The organism is Gemmatimonadota bacterium, from assembly GCA_026705765.1.
Classification (GTDB): Bacteria; Latescibacterota; UBA2968; order UBA2968; family UBA2968; genus VXRD01.
Genome location: JAPPAB010000063.1, coordinates 26,453 through 46,836 on the forward strand (window position 1 = coordinate 26,453; position 20,384 = coordinate 46,836).

At 50.2% G+C, this 20,384-nt stretch carries 19 protein-coding genes; 13 read left to right on the forward strand and 6 right to left on the reverse strand.

From position 1 onward, the window contains the following. Positions 1-120 precede the first annotated feature (120 nt). Genes OXH16_08795 through OXH16_08850 form a run of 12 tightly spaced genes read left to right on the forward strand, consistent with a single transcriptional unit; the run spans position 121 to position 12,344 of the window. Complete coding sequence (locus OXH16_08795) at positions 121-789, forward strand: cytochrome c3 family protein (GenBank protein MCY3681484.1); 669 nt, start codon at positions 121-123, stop codon at positions 787-789. Then, a complete protein-coding gene (locus tag OXH16_08800) occupies positions 786-3,782 on the forward strand; it encodes a TAT-variant-translocated molybdopterin oxidoreductase (GenBank protein ID MCY3681485.1) in 2,997 nt (998 codons plus the stop codon). The genes OXH16_08795 and OXH16_08800 overlap by 4 nt, the downstream gene beginning before the upstream one ends. After that, the gene (nrfD, locus tag OXH16_08805) at positions 3,775-5,175 is read left to right on the forward strand and encodes a polysulfide reductase NrfD (protein ID MCY3681486.1); all 1,401 of its coding nucleotides are present in this window, start codon (positions 3,775-3,777) and stop codon (positions 5,173-5,175) included. The genes OXH16_08800 and nrfD overlap by 8 nt, the downstream gene beginning before the upstream one ends. A gap of 12 nt (positions 5,176-5,187) precedes the next feature. After that, a complete protein-coding gene (locus tag OXH16_08810) occupies positions 5,188-5,721 on the forward strand; it encodes a DUF3341 domain-containing protein (GenBank protein ID MCY3681487.1) in 534 nt (177 codons plus the stop codon). Continuing rightward, the gene (locus OXH16_08815) at positions 5,705-6,337 is read left to right on the forward strand and encodes a cytochrome c (GenBank protein ID MCY3681488.1); all 633 of its coding nucleotides are present in this window, start codon (positions 5,705-5,707) and stop codon (positions 6,335-6,337) included. Before OXH16_08810 ends, OXH16_08815 begins: the two co-directional genes overlap by 17 nt. Before the next feature lie 6 nt (positions 6,338-6,343). After that, positions 6,344-7,534, forward strand: a complete 1,191-nt coding sequence (locus tag OXH16_08820; GenBank protein ID MCY3681489.1) for a hypothetical protein — start codon at positions 6,344-6,346, stop codon at positions 7,532-7,534. A gap of 1 nt (position 7,535) precedes the next feature. Further along, positions 7,536-7,913 carry a hypothetical protein gene (locus OXH16_08825; protein ID MCY3681490.1) on the forward strand — a complete coding sequence of 126 codons (378 nt, stop codon included), beginning with the start codon at positions 7,536-7,538 and terminating at the stop codon, positions 7,911-7,913. A gap of 3 nt (positions 7,914-7,916) precedes the next feature. Continuing rightward, positions 7,917-8,720 (forward strand): SCO family protein, encoded by an 804-nt coding sequence (locus OXH16_08830; protein ID MCY3681491.1) that lies wholly within the window; start codon positions 7,917-7,919, stop codon positions 8,718-8,720. Positions 8,721-8,767: 47 nt separating this feature from the next. Then, positions 8,768-9,718 (forward strand): cytochrome c oxidase subunit II, encoded by a 951-nt coding sequence (gene coxB / locus OXH16_08835; GenBank protein MCY3681492.1) that lies wholly within the window; start codon positions 8,768-8,770, stop codon positions 9,716-9,718. Positions 9,719-9,724: 6 nt separating this feature from the next. Further along, positions 9,725-11,356, forward strand: coding sequence for a cbb3-type cytochrome c oxidase subunit I (locus tag OXH16_08840; protein MCY3681493.1), 1,632 nt, complete (start codon positions 9,725-9,727; stop codon positions 11,354-11,356). Next, positions 11,356-12,027 (forward strand): cytochrome c oxidase subunit 3 family protein, encoded by a 672-nt coding sequence (locus tag OXH16_08845; protein ID MCY3681494.1) that lies wholly within the window; start codon positions 11,356-11,358, stop codon positions 12,025-12,027. Before OXH16_08840 ends, OXH16_08845 begins: the two co-directional genes overlap by 1 nt. After that, on the forward strand, positions 12,027-12,344 hold the full coding sequence (locus OXH16_08850) for a cytochrome C oxidase subunit IV family protein (GenBank protein ID MCY3681495.1): 318 nt from the start codon (positions 12,027-12,029) through the stop codon (positions 12,342-12,344). Before OXH16_08845 ends, OXH16_08850 begins: the two co-directional genes overlap by 1 nt. Positions 12,345-12,413: 69 nt before the next feature. Here OXH16_08850 and OXH16_08855 read toward each other — a convergent pair whose 3' ends face one another. The 4 genes from OXH16_08855 to OXH16_08870 form a co-directional block, all read right to left on the reverse strand. Further along, positions 12,414-14,381, reverse strand: coding sequence for a hypothetical protein (locus tag OXH16_08855; protein MCY3681496.1), 1,968 nt, complete (start codon positions 14,379-14,381; stop codon positions 12,414-12,416). A gap of 78 nt (positions 14,382-14,459) precedes the next feature. After that, on the reverse strand, positions 14,460-15,455 hold the full coding sequence (locus OXH16_08860) for an NHL repeat-containing protein (GenBank protein ID MCY3681497.1): 996 nt from the start codon (positions 15,453-15,455) through the stop codon (positions 14,460-14,462). A 119-nt stretch (positions 15,456-15,574) separates the two neighbouring features. Next, complete coding sequence (locus OXH16_08865; GenBank protein MCY3681498.1) at positions 15,575-16,711, reverse strand: DUF1501 domain-containing protein; 1,137 nt, start codon at positions 16,709-16,711, stop codon at positions 15,575-15,577. 21 nt (positions 16,712-16,732) lie between these two features. Further along, positions 16,733-18,121 (reverse strand): DUF1800 domain-containing protein, encoded by a 1,389-nt coding sequence (locus tag OXH16_08870; GenBank protein ID MCY3681499.1) that lies wholly within the window; start codon positions 18,119-18,121, stop codon positions 16,733-16,735. Between the two features lie 284 nt (positions 18,122-18,405). Here OXH16_08870 and OXH16_08875 point away from each other — a divergent pair, with 284 nt between their 5' ends. Next, complete coding sequence (locus OXH16_08875; protein ID MCY3681500.1) at positions 18,406-19,188, forward strand: aldolase/citrate lyase family protein; 783 nt, start codon at positions 18,406-18,408, stop codon at positions 19,186-19,188. A 16-nt stretch (positions 19,189-19,204) separates the two neighbouring features. Here OXH16_08875 and OXH16_08880 read toward each other — a convergent pair whose 3' ends face one another. Beyond that, a complete protein-coding gene (locus OXH16_08880; protein ID MCY3681501.1) occupies positions 19,205-19,870 on the reverse strand; it encodes a hypothetical protein in 666 nt (221 codons plus the stop codon). Positions 19,871-19,898: 28 nt separating this feature from the next. After that, on the reverse strand, positions 19,899-20,384 hold a 486-nt coding region (locus OXH16_08885; GenBank protein MCY3681502.1), incomplete at its 5' end, for a hypothetical protein.

Genomic DNA, 20,384 nt, shown 5'->3' on the forward strand with positions numbered 1-20,384 from the left:
TGTACAGTTTATATGAGCAAAACTTATTGCTTGACTCGCATGTGGATTCGTGTATATTAAGCCCTTCGTAGGCTCGACCTGATCTCAATTTTGTCTCATCTCACTTCACAGGATTCATAAATGGCGCAGCTTTTTCCGCGTGGCAGTAACGCGTATGCCAGAATCAGTATTGTCGTGGTTCTGGTTGTTGTTGGAACGGGCCTCACCATTCTGCTCAACACCAACCGATTGCACTACACATCCGATGTCCTGGTCGCAAAAAAACAGCCCGTACCCTTCAGTCACAAACACCACGTGACTGGCGTGGGCCTCGATTGTCGCTATTGTCACACCTCTGTTGAAGAATCTTCTTTCGCCAATATCCCCCCTGTTGAAACCTGCATGACCTGTCATTCTCAGATTTGGACGGAAAGCCCCCTTCTCGAACCCATCCGCGAAAGTTATCGCACGGGTAATCCCATAGAGTGGGTTCGCATCCACGACCTCCCCGATTTTGTCTATTTCAATCACAGCATTCACGTTCACAAAGGCATCGGATGTCAAACCTGTCACGGACAGGTTGATGAAATGCCGCTGATGTGGAAAGTGAACACCCTCAATATGGAATGGTGCCTGGAATGTCACCGGGCACCCGAGAAATATGTGCGTCCCCGCGAAGAAGTTTTCAATATGGCCTGGAAACCAATGGATGAACGCGGACATGCGATCTCTCAAGCCTTGCTGGGCGCACAACTGGTTCAAGACTACGATATTAACCCTTCCACGGATTGCTCGACATGTCATCGATGACACGCACAGCACATAAAGACGGTTTGGACCTCTCGGCGATTCGCGAACGCCTATCTAAGCGCGAGGGGCAGGATTATTGGCGCAGCCTGAATGAATTGGCTGATACGGAAGAATTTCGCGACTATTTGCACCGCGAATTTCCCGAAGGGGCTTCCGAATGGAGCGACAAAGTCGGTCGCCGCAAATTTCTACAGGTGATGGGTGCGTCTCTGGCATTTGCCGGTTTGACATCGTGTACGCGCCAGCCGCCAGAAAAAATCGTCCCCTATATACGTGCGCCCGAGCAGATCGTACCCGGTAAACCCCTATTTTTTGCTTCGGCTCTCTCTCAAGGCGGATTTGCCCGGGGTGTATTGGTCGAAAGCCATGCGGGGCGTCCAACCAAAATAGAGGGCAATCCCGCACATCCCGCAAACCCCCGATCGGGCAATGCGACTTTTGGCCCTACAGATGCAATTACACAGGCACAGATACTCGATCTCTACGACCCTGACCGCTCGCAAGTGCCCGTGGGAAATGGGCGGGCGAGTACATGGACGAGATTTTCCGCTGCCCTTGCCACCGAAGTGGCAAAACTCGATTTGGATCAGGGACAGGGATTGCGTCTATTAACGGAAACTGTGACCTCGCCAGTTTTGGTCAGCCAGATCCGCGCACTATTGGAAAAATATCCCAACGCAAGGTGGCACCAATTTGAGCCGGGCACGCGCGACAACGTGCGCGAAGGTGCCAGAATGGCCTTTGGCGAAATAGTCGAAACGCAGTATCATTTCGAAAAAGCCAAACGCATCTTGTCTTTAGACGCCGATTTTATGGATAGCGGTGCGGCAAGCGTTCGACACGCTCGTCACGTTGCCCTCGGTCGTCAGGTCATCGACGGTCAAAAGGCCGATATGAATCGGCTCTACGTCGTCGAATCCACCCCATCCAATACGGGATCTTTTGCCGATCACCGCCTGCCATTGAAAGCCAGTCAGGTCGAGGGATTTGCCCGAGCAGTGGCTACTGCATTGGGGATAAACACGACGGGTGGCAATAGCGCCGGACACGACACCTGGCTCAATGCACTGGTCAAAGACCTGGCGGCACATCGCGGCGCATCCCTGGTGATTGCCGGCGATCATCAACCGCCTGCTGTTCACGCACTCGCACACGCCATCAACGATGCGTTGGGCAATGCGGGTAATACCGTGACGTACACAGACCCAGTAGAAGCCGAGCCTACCAATCAATACGCTTCCCTCAAAGATTTAACTGTTGATATGTCAGAGGGCAGAGTTTCCCTGCTGGTGGTTCTGGGTGGCAATCCCGTCTATAATGCACCGGCAGACCTCAATTTTGCCGCCGCTTACCAGAAAGTGACAACGCGCATTCACCTGGGCCAATCTCAAGATGAAACCGCGCGATTGTCTCACTGGCATTTGCCCGAAGCACACGCACTGGAAGCCTGGAGCGATACACGCGCTTTTGACGGTACCGTGTCTATTGTCCAGCCATTGATTGAGCCGCTCTACGGTGGCAAATCCGCCGCGGGACTGGTGGCTATGATGCTCGGGGATGGACGCGCGGATTACGATCAGGTCAAAGAATATTGGCGTGAACAGTATAAAGACAGCGATTTTGAAACAGCCTGGCAAACCTATTTGCACGACGGAGTGATTCCCAATACGGCTCTGCCCGAGCGTTCTGTGAGCACGACCGAAAATTACGGCACGCCATCGCAGGCGAATGAGGGACTCGAAGTGAACTTCCGCCTGGATCCTACAATTGGCGACGGGCGATATGCCAACAATGGCTGGTTGCAAGAATTGCCCAAACCCCATACGCGCCTCACCTGGGATAATGCGGCTTTAATCGCACCGGCAACTGCCGAGGCGATGGGGCTTCAAAACGGCGATGTGGTCGCATTGAGCGCGAATAATCGCTCGGTGGAAGCACCTGTCTGGATAGCACCCGGGCATCCCGCGAATGCCGTTACCGTACATCTCGGCTTTGGACGCACCGCCGCCGGACGCGTGGGCAATGGCGTCGGCTTTAATGCTTATGCACTTCAGACATCTGATTCGCCATGGGTTGCATCGGGTGCATCAATGACAAAGACAGGACAGACCTATCCTCTGGCCTGCACGCAGGACCACCACAGCATGGAAGGTCGCTCGCTGGTGCGATCTGGCACAGTCGATGAATATGAAAAACACCCGCATTTTGTACACGAAATGGGGCATGACCCCGGTCCCGATGCAAACTTTTTTGACGGGATTCACGACAACGACGGCATAGCCTGGGGCATGGCAATTGACCTGAATTCGTGCAATGGTTGCAATGCCTGCACAGTCGCCTGTCAGTCGGAAAATAATATTCCGGTAGTGGGCAAAGATGAGGTGCTCAACGGACGCGAAATGCACTGGATCCGCATCGACCGCTATTACAAGGGCGATCTGGACAACCCCGAACTTTACAACCAGCCCGTACCCTGTATGCAGTGCGAGAATGCACCCTGTGAACTCGTATGCCCCGTTGGCGCAACCGTACACAGTGCCGAGGGCTTAAACGATATGGCCTATAACCGCTGTGTGGGCACGAGATATTGTTCTAATAACTGTCCCTATAAGGTGCGGCGCTTCAATTTCCTCCACTATGCCGATGAAGAAACACCGAGTTTCAAATTGCAGCGCAATCCCAATGTGACAGTGCGCGGTCGCGGCGTGATGGAAAAATGTACCTATTGCGTACAGCGCATTAGTGCAGCGCGAATCGAATCCAGGGTCGAGGACCGCGAATTGAAAGATGGCGATATTACGACCGCCTGTCAGGGTGCATGCCCTGCAGATGCCATTGTATTTGGCGATATCAAAGATCCCAATAGCCGCGTGGCCAAGCTCAAAGCCCAACAGAGAAATTACGGTATTTTGACAGAGTTAAATACCAAACCTCGCACCACGTATCTCGCGCGGTTGACCAATCCCAATCCGGAGATTTCACAGCATGGGTAGTCCTGCACCTATAAACGATCCGACGATGCCGGCGCCGGTACTCGGTCCGGGGCAGACCTATACAACGGTGACGCAAAGACTCAGTGCGCTCATCACCAATCGCACGCCTCTGGGATGGCTCGCAGCGTTGTTGATTGCAGGTGGTATTTTGCAGTTGTTGATGTTGTCTGCAACCTGGCTGCTGATCAAAGGGACTGGCATCTGGGGCTTAAATATTCCCGTTGGCTGGGGCTGGGCAATTATCAACTTTGTCTGGTGGATCGGTATTGGGCATGCGGGCACATTGATATCAGCTATTTTGTTACTCATGCGTCAGCAATGGCGCAATTCGATCAACCGATTTGCCGAAGCCATGACCATTTTTGCCGTCATGTGCGCCGGCATGTTTCCGCTGTTGCACACAGGGCGTCCCTGGGTGGCGGCTTACTGGCTGTTGCCCTATCCCAATACAATGGCTGTGTGGCCGCAGTTCCGCAGTCCGCTAATATGGGATGTATTTGCCGTTGGCACCTACTTTACAGTATCCCTGATCTTCTGGTATCTGGGCTTGATTCCCGATTTTGCCACCCTGCGCGACAAAGCCAAACACAAAATTTCACAGATCATCTACGGTGTATTGTCAATGGGATGGCGAGGATCCGCCAAGCACTGGTTCAACTATGAAATGGCCGCGCTTCTCTTAGCGGGTGTATCGACGCCGCTGGTGCTATCCGTACACTCCATCGTGAGTTTGGACTTTTCCGTTGGACTAATTCCCGGCTGGCATGCAACCATCTTCCCGCCCTATTTTGTGGCGGGTGCCGTATATGCGGGTTTCGCAATGGTGCTGACGCTGGGGCTACCCATTCGCTACTTTTACGGATTGCACGATTATATCACCGACCGCCATCTGAACAATATGGGCAAGGTGATGCTCGCCACCGGACTCATTGTGGCTTATGGCTATGCGATGGAGCAGTTTTTTGCCTGGTATAGTGCCAGCCCCTATGAAGGCTATATGATGCAAAATCGCACATTTGGCCCTTATTCCGGAACTTACTGGTCATTGATCTTGTGCAATGTGGCGATCCCCCAATTACTGTGGATTAAAAAGGTGCGCCTGAGTCCGCTATGGCTATTCACTATTTCGATGTTCATCAATGTGGGAATGTGGCTCGAGCGATTTATCATTGTGGTGACAAGTCTCCACCGTGACTTTATGCCTTCATCCTGGGACATGTATCACTCGACGCCGTGGGACTGGGCATTGTACGCAGGCACAATTGGATTTTTCCTCTTTATGATGATCCTGTTTATTCGGGTGATGCCCGTCATCAACATTTTTGAAATCCGCCAGTTGGTGGCAAACAAAAACCATGGAGAACATGCGGAAACGGCTTCTGCCGATGATTAAACGGGTGTGATTATGGCTGAAAATTTATACGGTCTTTTGGCCGAATTTGATGGTCCCGACGAATTGCTCAAAGCTGCGAAAGATTCATATGCAGAAGGGTATCGCAAGATGGATGCTTATTCTCCAATGCCGATACACGATTTGTCGGAATCAATGGGCTATGACAAACATCGCGTACCCATCATTGTATTGATCTGTGCGATTCTCGGTGCCTGTTCCGGCTTTGGGCTTCAGTACTGGGTATCTGTAATCGACTATCCGCTCAACGTAGGAGGAAGGCCCCTTTTGAGCTGGCCTTCTTTTATTCCCGTGACATTTGAACTCGGCGTGCTATTTTCCGCTTTCGGTGCATTGATCGGCATGCTCATCCTCAATGGTTTGCCGCGTCCCTATCACCCGGTTTTCAATGTCCCAAATTTTGAACGCGCCTCTGGTGATGGGTTCTTTTTGTGTATCGAAGCCGAAGATCCCAAATTTGACACTTCCGAAACCCGTGCATTTCTCGAGAGCCTGAAAGCAAAAAAGGTAGATGATGTCGAACCGTAAATTAGCTACTTGGGTAAAAATTGCCCATCCCGTGAGATGGTTTGTAGTGCTCGCACTCTTTGTGGCAATGGGATGTGAAGGCACGACAGATATCGAGCGTTTGCGGCAAGAAATGTACAACCAGTCGAGATTTGAACCGCTGGAAAAAAATACTTTTTTCGCGGATCAAAGGTCATCTCGACCATGGATAAAAGGCACAGTTGCACGCGGACATTTGCGTACAGACGCGCATTTATATACCGGGATAGTAGATGGTAAACCAGCGGAAACTTTTCCCTTTCCCATTACGCGCGATGTGATTCTCCGAGGCAGAGAACGCTACAATATCTATTGCTCCCCATGTCACGGATATGAAGGCGATGGACGTGGGATGGTGGTGCGGCGCGGCATGAAGCAACCTCCATCATACCATATTGAGCGGCTACAAAATGAGACACCGGGTTACTTTTTTGATGTCATGACCAATGGTTTTGGCGCAATGTATAGCTATGCATCGCGTATCAAACCGCGAGATCGATGGGCTATTATAGCCTATATTCAGGCGTTACAACTGAGCCAAAACGCCACGCTGGACGATGTCCCTGCTGATGCGCGTCAGCGGCTTGAAAATGAGTAGGATATTATGGCTACTGAAACCTTCAAACATTCGTTTGTAGATAAGGTGCAACAATGGGGCCTGTTGGTCGGTGCCTCATTCACGGTTCTGTGTGGTATTGTTGCTTTTGCCGATTCTCAACAATTTTTCCAATCGTATCTCGTTGGCTATATCTACTGGTTGGTCATTTCTCTGGGCTGTCTGGGGTTGTTGATGTTGCACCATCTGGTCAGCGGACGGTGGGGATTTGTCATTCGGCGATTACTGGAATCGGGCGCGCGCACACTGTGGCTTATGGCTGTCCTGTTTATTCCCATTGCCCTTCAAGGTATGTACCATTTGTACGAATGGACGCATGCAGATGTCGTAGCCAAAGACCCGATTTTGACCTTTAAAAAGCCGTATTTGAATGAGACCGGATTTTATATTCGCGCAGTCGTTTATTTTGCCCTGTGGTTGCTCTGGATGTTTTTGCTGACAAAATGGTCGCGCGAGCAAGATGAAACGGGCGAACCGGGTCTAAAAAGGCGGATGATTAACCTGAGTGGTCCCGGCATTCCCATGTTTATCTTGACCGTTACCTTTGCGGCAACAGATTGGGTCATGTCTTTGGAACCGCACTGGTTTTCGACGATCTACGGCTTAATTTTTGTGGTGGGAGGCGCGCTGGGTGCCATGGCGTTGTGCATATTGTGGGTAATCAAATTAAAGGATGTCGAGGTCTATCGGGAAGTTGATGCATTCAAATATTTGAGCGATCTGGGTACCCTGATGTTTGCATTTACATGTCTGTGGGCTTATGTGAGTTTTTCCCAATTTTTGATTACTTGGTCTGGCAACCTGGCTGAAGAAGCCCCCTGGTACATCCGTCGATCGCATGGCGGTTGGCAATATGTGGGCACTGCGTTGATTGTTTTTCACTTTTTTGTGCCATTCTTTTTATTATTGCAACGGGCGATCAAACGCCGCGCTGCGCTTATGACGGTTATCGCGATTTTTATGTTGATTATGCGCTATGTCGATCTTTATTATTTTATTACACCGGCTTTTGTACACGGTGGTGCCAGTGGACTTTATCGCTACGTAGCAGATGTGCTGACATTCGTTGGTATTGGCGGTTTGTGGTTGGGATTTTTTGCGATGCAGCTAAAAGGTGTGCCGCTAATACCATTGCACGATCCGCGCATGGCGGAAACCTTTGCCGGAGAAGGTCACTGATATGGCAGAAAAGCACAACGCCCGCGAAAAGGGCTACGAAGACTATCATCTCAATATTGGTCCAATTCTCGCTGCCACTGCGGGAATCATATTCATAGCCATTCTATCTTTTATCGCTATGTGGGCCATGTTTCTCGGTCTGGAACAAGCCGTGATTTATATGACAGATGATCCACCGCCGATGGCTGCACATCAAAAGCCCTATCAGGGACCGCTGATCCAGACTGTACCTTCTGAGGAACTGACGCAAGTGCGTGCCGAAACCAATCGCACGCTTACCGAATACGGTTGGGTAGATAGGGATGCCGGGGTTGTGCATCTTCCAATTGAGCGAGCAATAGACCTGGTTCTCGAACGAGGGTTCCCGGTGAGAGAGTAAAACATGCGCGTTTTATTCGCTTGTATTACGCTGATGTGCTTCGCCAGAGGCGCGTGGGCACAAGACCTCACGCCGAATCCCACAGTACTGGATTCCGTTGGGATTGACCAGAGGTTGGGCGCATCTGTACCAGTAAATTTGAAGTTCCGCGATGAATCGGGAACAGATGTTATGCTGGCGCGATATTTAGATGAGCATCCCGTTATTTTAGTGCCCGCATATTATGAATGCCCCATGTTGTGTACGCAGATTTTGAATGGTTTGTTGTCGGGATTGCGCCCTTTATCGCTCAATGCCGGACGGGATTTTTTGGTGGTGACATTTAGCATTGATCCCGACGAATATTCAGAATTGGCAGCGGCAAAAAAGGTGAATTACGTCGATGGATATGGTCGAGAAGGTGGAGAAACTGGATGGCATTTTCTCACTGGAGAACAGGCATCAATAGACGCATTGACCAGGGCCATTGGATATCGCTACATATACGATCCAGAAACAGACGAATACGTTCACGCCAGTGGGATTGCAATTTTGACGCCCAACGGAAAGATCGCCCGGTATCTATTTGGGGTCGAATTTGCACCGCGAGATTTGCGACTGGGGCTTTTGGAAGCCGCACAAGATCAGATCAGTTCCCCGATAGATGCGATTTTGCTATATTGTTTTCAATACAATCCATTGACGGGCAAATATACGCTGGCAATTTATCGCCTGGTTCGCATTGCCGGTGTGATTACTGTAATTTGTATTTTAACATTTATTTTTATTATGGTGCGCCGAGAGCGGTCGCCATTACGGGCAAATTAACGCCTCAATAAAAAAGTCCATCGGACCTCTAACTCCTGAGTTGGCACATGCAGACTGATTTTCCTCTCTTTCCAGATCAAGCTTCGAGTTTTGCCTTTCACGTTGACGCGCTTTATTTTGGCATTTTGGCACTGTGCGTATTTTTCGCGCTCTTAGTCGTCATTTTAGTCGTCATTTTTGCGATTAAGTACCAGCGCAAATCGGACGACGAAGTGCCGCGACAAATTGCGGGGCATCTCGGTCTGGAGATATTTTGGACCGCCATTCCGGCTGTGCTCGCGCTGGGTGTATTCGTGTGGGCAACCGTATTGTATTTCCATCTAATTACACCCCCGCCAAACGCCATGGAAATATATGTGGTAGGCAAACAGTGGATGTGGAAATTGCAACATCCAGAAGGCAAAAAGGAGATTAACGAATTACATGTACCTCTGGGTGAATCGGTGCGTCTGACCATGACAGCGGAAGATGTGTTGCACAGTTTTTATATCCCCGCCTTTCGCGTCAAAAAGGATGTGGTGCCCGGGCGATATACCAATTTGTGGTTTAAAGCAACGCAGGTCGGTTCGTATCATCTGTTTTGCGCCGAATTTTGCGGCACCGAGCATTCGCGTATGATTGGTACAGTACATGTCCTGGAGCCTCAAGATTACGAAGCCTGGTTGACGGGCGGGACTGCGAATGAGCCAATGGAAGTAGCCGGAGAAAGATTATTTGAACAATACGCCTGTCATACCTGTCACAAAATGGATGGGACGGGACGCGGACCATCCCTGGCGGGTCTTTTTGGCAAAACAGTGGCTCTGGAAGGCGGCGGTACTGCATTGGTTGACGAAGCCTATATTCGAGAATCAATTCTGAATCCTTCCGCCAAGATCATGGCCGGATACAAACCCATTATGCCAACTTTCAAAGGTCAGATCAGCGAAGAAGGGATCATTCAGTTAATCGCCTATATCAAATCACTGAAAGCCCCCGAACTCACGAGCATGGAGTGATGTGCCATGGCAATCACCGAGCAAGATGTTCAAGCGTCTGAAGATGCGCCGAGCGTCAATTATCTCAATAACGGTTATGGCTTGAAGTCCTGGTTGTTGACCAGGGACCACAAGCGCATTGCTGTTTTGTACATTATTTCGATTTCCATCTTTTTCGCCCTGGGTGGGTTGTTTGCCAGTCTGGTTCGCTTTGAACTGATGACGCCCGAAGGCGATTTGATGTCTTCGGATACGTATAACAAAGTTTTCTCAATGCACGGCATCATCATGGTCTTTTTCTTTTTGGTGCCATCTATTCCCGCAACCATTGGCAACTTTTTAGTCCCCATAATGGTTGGCGCAAAAGACCTGGCTTTTCCGCGCGTCAATCTCTTGAGTTGGTATGTTTATGTCGTCGCGGGAATTTTAGGAACGATTGCTGTGGTCGGAGGCGGCGTTGATACGGGTTGGACCTTTTATACGCCGTACAGCAGCACCTATTCAAATTCAAATGTGATTCTCGCCGCTATGGCCGCTTTTATGGCGGGTTTCTCGTCCATTCTGACAGGCCTCAACTTTGTCGTGACAATCCACACCATGCGCGCGCCGGGGATGACCTGGTTCCGCCTGCCGCTATTTGTCTGGTCTCATTATGCCACCAGTTTGATCATGCTGTTGGGCACACCCGTTATCGCAATTACGCTGGTGCTGCTCATGCTCGAACGCGGATTTGGATTTGGATTTTTCGATCCAAATCTCGGTGGCGATCCCGTCTTATTCCAGCACTTGTTCTGGTTCTATTCACATCCAGCCGTTTATATCATGATTTTGCCTTCAATGGGCGTGATGAGCGAAATGGTAGCCTCTGTTGCGCGCAAGCGCGTCTTTGGATATGAATTTGTCGCGTTCTCAAGTGTAGCCATCGCAATTTTGGGCTTCCTGGTGTGGGGTCACCACATGTTTGTGAGCAGCCAATCGACGTATGCCGGCATGGTGTTCTCCATCATCACATTTCTGGTAGCAGTGCCCTCTGCGATTAAAACATTCAACTGGACAGCGACCTTATACAAAGGGTCTATTGTATATGATACCTCAATGTTTTACGTTTATGGTTATCTCGGCTTATTTTTAGTTGGAGGTTTGACCGGACTATTTTTGTCGAGTATGGGCCTGGATATTCACCTGCACGACACGTATTTTGTGGTCGCGCACTTCCATTATATTATGGTTGGCGGTCAGGTAATGGGATATCTTGGTGGCATGCACTTCTGGTGGCCAAAAATTACGGGCAAGATGTTTCCCGACATTTGGGGACGCGTTTCAGCCCTGCTGGTATTTCTCGGTTTTAATCTGACATTTTTCCCGCAGTTCATTCTGGGGTATATGGGCATGCCCAGGCGTTATCACGTCTATCCCGACGAATTTCAGGTCTTGAATGTGGCATCGTCTATGGGGGCGTCAATTCTCGCCCTTGGATATCTGGTTCCCGGCGCGTATTTGACATGGTCAATCTTTAAGGGACCAAAAGCACCTGATAACCCCTGGGGAGCCAAAGGCCTGGAGTGGGAAACGACTTCTCCACCGCCCACATTTAATTTTGAAGAAACGCCTGTCGTGACAGAAGAAGCCTATGAGTACGGACCAATTGAGGAGCACTAATGGCCGATCACGCATTACATCACGATCACCCGCACGGACTGGCCCACCAGTTCGAGGATATGCCGCAGCAGAAGGAATCTGCCGTCATTGGCATGTGGAGCTTTCTGATTACAGAAATTCTGTTTTTTGGAGGCTTTTTTGCGACGTATCTGATTTACCGATCCTATTATCCCGAGGCATTTTTTGAAGGCAGTAGCCACCTGGATATTCCTCTGGGAGCATTTAATACCATAGTGTTGATTGTCAGCAGCCTGACAATGGCGATGGCCGTACACAAGTCCCACGAAGGCAATAAAAGAGGGATACTGGTCTATCTGACGCTGACCGGAATCTTAGGTCTTACCTTTTTGGTGGTCAAATACTTTGAATACTCCGCAAAAATCGAGTACGGTTTGGTCCCCGGTCTGGCCTGGCATCCGCACGGTGAAAACTCGCCCCAACTGGCTCTCTTCTATTCTCTGTATTTCGGAATGACCGGGATGCATGCCCTGCATATGATTATTGGCATTGGTCTGTTGATCTGGGTATTTGTTAAAACCGCACAGGGGACATACACGGCCGAATACAACGCCCCTATTGAAATATTTGGCCTGTATTGGCACTTTGTCGATATTGTCTGGATTTTCCTATTTCCACTGCTCTATCTTCTCGGCTTACAGGGAGGACACTGATGGCTGATGATCACCACGGCCCGACTGTACGCATTTATCTGGCGGTATTTGCCTCCTTGATGTTTTTAACCGCGCTAACGGTTTGGGTGGCTTATCAAGAATTGGGCATGTTTAATGACGTGGTAGCACTGGGTATCGCCTGCACAAAAGCCACGATTGTGATTCTGTTTTTCATGCACGTCAAATACGCCAGCCGACTGACCTGGTTGCTCGCAGGTGCAGGTATTTTGTTCTTGCTGATCCTATTTGCCTTCGCAATGGCAGATTACGTCAGTCGCGGCTGGTTGGGCATGCCAGCAAGCCACTATTTGCAATAACAATATCACGGACAAAAAGAGAGCGGAGAAATCTACGGGATTTCTCCGCTTTTTTTATGGCTCTACTTATTACAGCGGTGGTGTGTGCATGCGGTGGCCCTGCCCCATAAAAAAGAAAATATCCAGAACAAAAGAAACCAGAACGCCCAGCGTATAGCCCATGAGGACGCCAAAAATAAAGATACGAGAGCGATTAAAAAGCTCAATACCGCCGACTTTGAGCACAATTATTTTCATCAGCCAGGCGATAAATACCGAAAAAAAGGACGCGCGGGTGGGATACTGGAGGGAAACGGTGAATCCCACCGGGTGCAGAGGCCACCAGGGAAACCGCTGGTTCAGAAAAATCAGCAGCAGAGTCATCGCTGCTCCGAAGGTTCCGAAGCCCAGGTCCCACCATTGCCGTTCTGCATCTGGACGCCCTTTGATATCCGAAACAGTATAATTGAAAAAAGCCCGGTTGCCTCGCGTATAACTGTAATCTCCAAAATTCTCAGCTCCCGGCCCGTAATAACCCAGAATAAGGGTAGTGATCACAAAGGCGAAAATTGATAGAATTCCGCCAATGAGAATTGCCCCTCCCAATCGGCGTCTTTGAGGATCGGTGTGGTCGCCAGCCCTGGCGGCATTCACCGCACCTGGCATCGCAAATCCCTTTGCATTGCCGTAAAGCGTGCCCATCTGGTTCAGAGCCGCAATCGTCGTATCATCCATATTCCAGATGCCGATCAATCCTTTGACGGGTCCGGTGGGTCCCGAACCCCGTAAAGACACCAATCCGCTGAGCGCCACGATCTTGGCCATCCCCAAATAGAGAATCAGACTAAAAAACATAAATGCCGCGGCCACCCCCGGATTCATCCGGGTTCTACAAAGCCAAAAAAAAATGAAAAGGCTGGCAAGGACGAAACCGAAGGTTGCTGTGCGATAGGAGAGCAGTTCGCTCGAATCATCTACCTCGGGGCCTTTTCCAATTGCTTTGCGCCAGACATCGCGGATGTGACCGCGTGCGATCCAGAGACTCCACAGCACAAAAACCATCAGGCCGTAATTATTCTGAGAGATCACCCCCGAACCATAGCCTCGGGGGCCAAACCCGATACGGTTGGAAATGCCTGCCTGCAACATGCCCAAAATGTGGAAAAACCACATCGACAAGAGAATTTCCAGGGTAGTAAAATACGCGAAACAAATGACATAAAAATCGAACTGGAGAAAGAAAGGCATAAATCCCCGTCCGATGGGGAGCAGTGTTCTAATATTGAGAAATGCGAATGTGGGAAGGCCCGGAAAGAAGTGGCCTGCTGTATTCCAAAAAAGCATGATTGCTGGAATAGAAAACCCGATCCAGAAAAGGGGCAGACCAAAAAATTGGGGCAGATTCCGTCCGGATCCGGGATTCTCTACCAGCATCAGTGAAAGCTCGACAAAGGGAAATGCCAAACGCTCGCTTTCCGACCACTGTTTTCTCAAAATGACGGAGAGACAAAAACAGGCCAGCATGATCGCGATGAGCAGACTGAACCACCAGAAGAGCGGACCAACCCATATCTCCCAGGGCAAAGGCGTACCGGGAACCAGCCCGCGATAGAACATCCCAACGCTATCTCCGGCATTGCTGGGGAACAACCAGCGCTGCAGGTTGGGCAATGTGTAGGTGGGCCATTCATTTTCAGGAGAAGCGTAGTAATCCGGAGCCGAGATCACAGCTACAAATCGCTGAGCGAGCGTGGGTACTGTTGTGCCGAGAAATCCAATAGCGAGCACCGCAGCCATATCCCGCCGCGTCAAAGCGAAGTGGGGAAACCGCTTTCGAACGAGGGGATTGTAGAGATAGCCCAGGAGCAAAATCCCCATCAGCAAGGCAAAGGGCATCTGGCTGTGTGTGAACGAGGAAGAGTGGATCAAGTAGCGGGAGATAGGATCAAAGCCGTTGATGCAAAATGTGAGCACTACCCCCAGCCCAATAGCACCCGGGCGCACCGATGGATCTCGCTCTCTCGCCGACAAATGGTGTGCTTGTAAAGGATTGCTCATTGTTTGCACACAGGGTAAGAAGTCATAAAAAATGGCCCCCAGCGAAAACTGAGGGCCACAGTATTCGACGCGTTCAGCCTATTCCTGGTGAAGCGTAGGCGACCGCCTCGGCGCAGAAAATTGCTCTTCCGTAAGCGGGACGGCCTGCTTCTGATAGACCTGCACCCGATAGGAGCCATTGTCCGCTACAAACATCAGTCCATCTCCATTGACAGCCACCCCTCCCGGACATCGAAAGTACTTTTGTGGCTCGAGGTCTGCCATATCCCTCAGGCGATTTGGACCGGCATTTGTCATCATATATTCAATTGCGACCGTTGACAGGGTTGCATCCCCCAGGAATTTCTGCACGTATCTCGACTCGGAATTGAACAATTGCACCCGGTCATTTCCCGAGTCCGCAACATAAATATCGCCATGCTCATCTACGGCCACATCCGTCGGTCTATTTAGCTCGCCATTTCCGCTACCCGACTTTCCAAACGCGAAGATAAACGCCCCGTCACCAGTGAACTTCTGGATTCTATCATTCCGCCAATCCGCGATATAAACATCGCCCAGTTCATCCACGGTAAGCCCCCAGGGCATGTTAAACTCCCCCTCCCCATCGCCAAACCCGCCCCATTGTGAGATAAATTCACCGTCTTTGGTAAACTTCTGAACTCTGTGGTTCAGGCTGTCAGCAACATAGATATTCTCTTCGGCATCGAAGGCAATACCTGCCGGACCGTTCAGTTGTCCATCGCCATCGCCGTGTTCACCCCATTTCCCCAGATCTTTGCCATCTTTGTCAAAGGACAAAATACAATGCACGGCCTCGTCGGAAACATAGAGGTTCTCCTCGCTATCGGCAATAATTGAAACCGCCCACGTAAGCCCACGGCCAACGGTACCCAGGTCTTTGTCATCAATATGGTACTTCCTGATCGTCGATGCATCTCTGTTCCGGCACAATATGTAGAGACAGCCTTCCTTACCCAGAGCAATATCGATCGGAAAATTCGTCAACCGCCTCATGCCCAGAGTCTTGTAAAATGGAAATCCTGCCCGCAACAGGCCATAAGGTCTGCCCATGATTCACCTCCCTTTTTCAAAATACACAACGAATAGACGAATAGACGAACCCCACCCAACCACCCCTACCCACTACAAGCTTCGCTGATTCGTTGATTCGTTGATTCGTTGATTCGTGATCACACGGCCTCTTTGAAAGGCTGGATCTGTTCAAATGTCCCATCCACAATCGGAGTGGCATCCATTCCCATCCATTGCTCCAGGAGCGTTGCGTATATGCCGCGGAAGTCTATTGTATGCTCAAGGTCTTCGCCGTTGGCCCATCGGGAGGGCTCAAGAGACGGATATTCTGCATATAGCCCGCCATTCACACCATCACCGATGATAAATGCACCACCACCTGTACCGTGGTCAGTGCCACTGGCATTATCCCTCATACGTCGCCCAAACTCTGAGAAAACGAGCATGACAATTTCTTGCGAGGCATTGTGGTTTCGCAAATCCTGGAAAAAATCGCGGATTGCTTCCGACAACTCCGTCAGCAACTTGGGATGTGACGGCATCTCATTTGCATGGTGGTCGTAACCCCCGTGCTGCGTGTAAAAAATCCTTGTACCGAGACCGGCAAGGTGAACACGCGCGACATCCCTGAGTGCCTTCGCAATCGAATTGCTTCCGTACTCCACATTGGACTGATACATCGCGGGAGCCTTCTTCAACTCATCGGAGCCTCTGATGACATCCAGGCCCGTCTGTGAAAGATAATCCATCACCACCCCCGTGCCAATCGCGGGTTCGTACATAGTCTTGAATATTTCAATAGCCTGCATTCGCTTTGGGTCTTCCACAATACTGGTCATCAAGCCGTAATTGTCGAGATCGTCAACAGATGTCACGGGAACGCCAGAAACGGCCAGTGCTCGGGAAAGTCCCTTTCCGAAGTTAATGCCCGTCAGGACATTTTCCCCCTTCGGATCCAGATCCCGAACCACCCTGCCCAACCAGCCCTCTGTGCCAATATCTATGGGTTCGCAGGTATGCCAGACATCCATAGCCCTGAAATGCGACCGGCTCGAGTCGGGATACCCGATACCCTGCACAATCGCCACATCACCCTGCTCAAACATCTCCTTCAGGGGCACCGTATTGGGATGCCAGGCCAGCGTGTCATTCATCGGCAAAACTTCATCCTGGCGAAGCCCCACAATAGGTCGGCAATCGTGGTATATGCCGTTGGTATAAGGGATAATCGTATTCATGAAGTCATTGCCGCCCTTCAACTCAACAATGACGAGAATTGGGTCTTTGGAAGCCATTTTACTCCTCCTTTCCGTGTGCTACGCAAATTGATATTCTCTCGAAGCGACAATAAGTTGCAGCATCTGTATCACGCGATCTGTGCTCTCCCCAGATCCGTTGTCCGCAGATAGATCGAGATCGCCACCTGATTCCGCAAATTTGCTCAAAGATTCGCGGGTCGTATCACTCACGATCATAGGACCTGCGAGATCCAGACATTTTTCCACGAACTCATCGGGAGCGAGTGCCCGTCCCTCAGCTTTGAGCCGATCAATGATTCCACGTATGCCCGGCCTGGACGCATCGCTTACCTCGCGAACGGCGAAGTTCACGCGCTCGGTCAGCGTGCCGCCATCAATCCATTCCCTACCAGTATGCCAGCCTTCCACAGTCGGAGGATCCAGTAATTTCTGTCCCATTAACGTGGTCGCACCCGAATATCTACCCATACCCGGATCGGGACGTTGATAGGTACCGATCAGCTTCAGAATGCCCGTAACGAGTTCGGTAGGACTTTTCACCTTTTTCCCTCGCGCTTCCTTGAAGAAGTCAGAATTGAAAAGCGTTCTCAAGATGTGGCGCATATCGCCCTTCGACTCCATAAAAGCATTTGACAGAATTTCAATCGCTTCGGGATCCTGTGGCGGGGTCACATGCCAGGATGGGACCTGTGGCTCGTCTGCGACAAAAAAGTTGTAGAGATGCCTGGATATGAACTTGGCGCAGGCAGGTTGTTCGACGATAATGTCGATAATATCATCGCCATTGAAATTGCCCGTATGCCCCAAAAACGTCTTTTCCCCATCATCGTGGTCTTCTTCGAGGAAAACGAACTTCGCATCGTAATAACCTTGCGGATACAGGGGCGGCGGCTGCGCGAATGTCCATCCCGTAAAGGCGAGGGCACAATTCTTAATATCGTCTTCTGTGTAATTGCCAACGCCCATTGAGAAGAGTTCCAACAGCTCCCTGCCGTAATTCTCATTAGGCTCGCCCTTGCGATTTTCGTTGTTATCCAGCCAGAAGATCATGGCTGGATCTTTGGACAACTCAATCAGAATTTCCCGCATATTCGAAAGACCCACGCGACGAAAAGTGTCTATCTGGCGGGCAGAAGCGAGAATATGCTGGTTTTTTCCTAACCCGGTGGCAAATACGTGATGCCAGAAAAGAGCCATTTTTTCTTCGAGCGGGCGCTTGCTGCGGATCATTCGATACATCCATTTTTCTACATATCCCGCTTCAAAGCTGCCAAAATAACGGTTCAAAATATCCTCATCAACCGGATCGCAGCGCTCCGGCTCAACCAGGTCTTCCACGACGTTTTCGTAGCCCCTTTCGGCATAGTCCTCCAGTTCTGTTCTCGTGGCCCCAAACCCGGCGCGACGCATCAGGTGGGCCATCAACGCAATATCGGTGTTCGACATTATTTCCCCCTTTGCTGAAATACCTCATTGGTTGCGCTTGCACTGTCTCTATTATCAGAATAACAAAATTCTGTTTTTCAAGAACTTACCTTGAATATTCTTTATAAAAATAAATTTTATAATCCTTACTAATAGTATAACTTCATCTTGTTCAAGAGACAACTCAAAATTGTCGGGGTCTGGATGCGAGCGCAGAGAAGACCACTGGATTTTTTCGCTATTTTTGTGTATTGATAAGAAATGAAACGCACTACCATGTGCAACAACACCTTCAAGGAGGAAACATGCGCCGAAATAAACTGAGAGAATTGCTCGATGCCGATAAACCCACTTTGGGAACCCACGTACACAGCCCGTGGCCATCGGTATTTGAAATGGTGGGATATTCGGGACAGTTTGATTATATCGAATACGTATCGGAATACGCTCCCTATGATTTACACACCATGGACAATATCGGTCGGGCTATCGATCTATTCGACGATATGTCGGCAATGATCAAGGTCGAGGAAGACCCACGTGGACACATAGCAAACCGCGCCATAGGTGCGGGTATTCAAAATGTTTTATTTGCCGACGTGCGCACAGTAGAGGATGTGGCAGCTTGTGTGGCAGCCGTGCGCCCCGACACGCCAGAAGATGGTGGACATCACGGAGTAAATATGCGCCGGTACGTGCGGTTTGGTGTGGATACAGGAGGATCTGAATTTATTCAGTCGTGTCGCGATTCCGTTGTCGCGATCATGATCGAAAAGAAAGAAGCAGTCGAAAATTTGGAAGCCCTGCTTTCCTTACCGGGCTTAGATATGATACAATTCGGGCCAGGGGATTATTCTCTGAACACGGGCTATGCCAGAGAAAAAGTACAGGAAGCCGAAAAATACGTGATCGAAACATCGCTTAAAATGGGCATTGCGCCCCGGGCGGAACTCGGAGACGCCAGAGGCGCGAAGCGATATTTAGACATGGGCGTGAAACACTTTTGCGTGGGAACCGATGTGAGCATCTTAATGCAATGGTTCCGCGAAGAGGGCAAAGCGATGAGAGATGTGCTGGAAAATGCGTAGGGTCCTGAGTGGGCATTTACTCCGCATCAACCAATTTCCCGTCTTTAAATATCAGTTTCAAGTCGTCGTAAGTGAGAACGGTCTTGGAGCCGAGGTCAACACGCGTTTTGGGTTTGCCTTTCAGGGCGATCACTTCTTCAATAGACATATCCAGCTTGAGTGAAACAGTTTTCTCTGCACCTTCTAATTCTGCTTCGCTTGCTGCAAAGGCGATTTTGAAAAGACGTTCAACTTCGGGAATCGTGTACTTATCTCTATTGACCTTGAGGCGAACGGCATGGCGAGCACCTGACAGTCTGTCGAGTTCAATATAGACCTCTTTCTCCCTCGCCTCGGCTTTTCGGATTTTAACTTTCGCACCTCGTTGGATCACCCGCACACTCCACCCGGCAAGCTCATCTCTTATAATGATATTCCGGGCTTCTTCGGCAAAATCCTCTGCAGACTGAGACTGAGACTGGCGAAAACCACCTATTGTCGCGCGGTATGAAACTTCCCCATTCTCAAAAACATTTGCCGCATCAATACCTCGAATCCCGTCATTCACCTCTACAAAAGCGATTTTGATCCAGAACGTCTTGCCTTTAAGCGCTGCAACATGACCTTTTACATCTCCCGGCTGCGCTTGCACAGTTTGAGCTGAAACAATAATCATCGACAAGAATACCAGAAAAAAACGCATCACATCTCTCCAATCTGAGTAGTTCATATCACAACCAACCTGCTATGGTCCACAGCGGACTGAGACGTTGGAAAGGGGCATTTAACAGACGCTTGCGATCTGTGATGGGATGACCGCCGTACTGACGAACAAATTCGGCTTCAAATCGTCGCTCGAGATCCGTTTCTTCCTTCAGCGGAAGATCAACCCAGGCACTACCCCTATTCGCGCTTTCGCGAATCGCAATCCAGATCTCCAGATCCCTGCGGGCATTTGCGGGACTGTATTGCGGTTCTGATCCCTCTGTCACAGCCCTGTGAAGGCTATTGAGAATCGCGGCTTTTGCCACATCGTCCGTATGGGAAACCTTCTGGCGCTTGAATGGATTCTCCCAGACAACCGGTGGATCGGTATCCACGCGAACGGCCGAGAGAACCTGCTCTCCGTCAATCTCCTCAAACGTCTCCCGAATCGGATAAGATGCGCGTTCACCGCCTCCATCAAGCGCCAACTCATGCCCCGAAAGCTGTCCTCC

Excerpts from the sequence above, each read along its gene's own strand:
- OXH16_08795 (MCY3681484.1), top strand. The coding sequence starts at position 121 with ATGGCGCAGCTTTTTCCGCGTGGCAGTAACGCGTATGCCAGAATCAGT.
- OXH16_08800 (MCY3681485.1), top strand. The coding sequence starts at position 786 with ATGACACGCACAGCACATAAAGACGGTTTGGACCTCTCGGCGATTCGC.
- nrfD (MCY3681486.1), top strand. The coding sequence starts at position 3,775 with ATGGGTAGTCCTGCACCTATAAACGATCCGACGATGCCGGCGCCGGTA.
- OXH16_08810 (MCY3681487.1), top strand. The coding sequence starts at position 5,188 with ATGGCTGAAAATTTATACGGTCTTTTGGCCGAATTTGATGGTCCCGAC.
- OXH16_08815 (MCY3681488.1), top strand. The coding sequence starts at position 5,705 with ATGATGTCGAACCGTAAATTAGCTACTTGGGTAAAAATTGCCCATCCC.
- OXH16_08820 (MCY3681489.1), top strand. The coding sequence starts at position 6,344 with ATGGCTACTGAAACCTTCAAACATTCGTTTGTAGATAAGGTGCAACAA.
- OXH16_08825 (MCY3681490.1), top strand. The coding sequence starts at position 7,536 with ATGGCAGAAAAGCACAACGCCCGCGAAAAGGGCTACGAAGACTATCAT.
- OXH16_08830 (MCY3681491.1), top strand. The coding sequence starts at position 7,917 with ATGCGCGTTTTATTCGCTTGTATTACGCTGATGTGCTTCGCCAGAGGC.
- coxB (MCY3681492.1), top strand. The coding sequence starts at position 8,768 with ATGCAGACTGATTTTCCTCTCTTTCCAGATCAAGCTTCGAGTTTTGCC.
- OXH16_08840 (MCY3681493.1), top strand. The coding sequence starts at position 9,725 with ATGGCAATCACCGAGCAAGATGTTCAAGCGTCTGAAGATGCGCCGAGC.
- OXH16_08845 (MCY3681494.1), top strand. The coding sequence starts at position 11,356 with ATGGCCGATCACGCATTACATCACGATCACCCGCACGGACTGGCCCAC.
- OXH16_08850 (MCY3681495.1), top strand. The coding sequence starts at position 12,027 with ATGGCTGATGATCACCACGGCCCGACTGTACGCATTTATCTGGCGGTA.
- OXH16_08855 (MCY3681496.1), bottom strand. The coding sequence starts at position 14,381 with ATGAGCAATCCTTTACAAGCACACCATTTGTCGGCGAGAGAGCGAGAT.
- OXH16_08860 (MCY3681497.1), bottom strand. The coding sequence starts at position 15,455 with ATGGGCAGACCTTATGGCCTGTTGCGGGCAGGATTTCCATTTTACAAG.
- OXH16_08865 (MCY3681498.1), bottom strand. The coding sequence starts at position 16,711 with ATGGCTTCCAAAGACCCAATTCTCGTCATTGTTGAGTTGAAGGGCGGC.
- OXH16_08870 (MCY3681499.1), bottom strand. The coding sequence starts at position 18,121 with ATGTCGAACACCGATATTGCGTTGATGGCCCACCTGATGCGTCGCGCC.
- OXH16_08875 (MCY3681500.1), top strand. The coding sequence starts at position 18,406 with ATGCGCCGAAATAAACTGAGAGAATTGCTCGATGCCGATAAACCCACT.
- OXH16_08880 (MCY3681501.1), bottom strand. The coding sequence starts at position 19,870 with ATGCGTTTTTTTCTGGTATTCTTGTCGATGATTATTGTTTCAGCTCAA.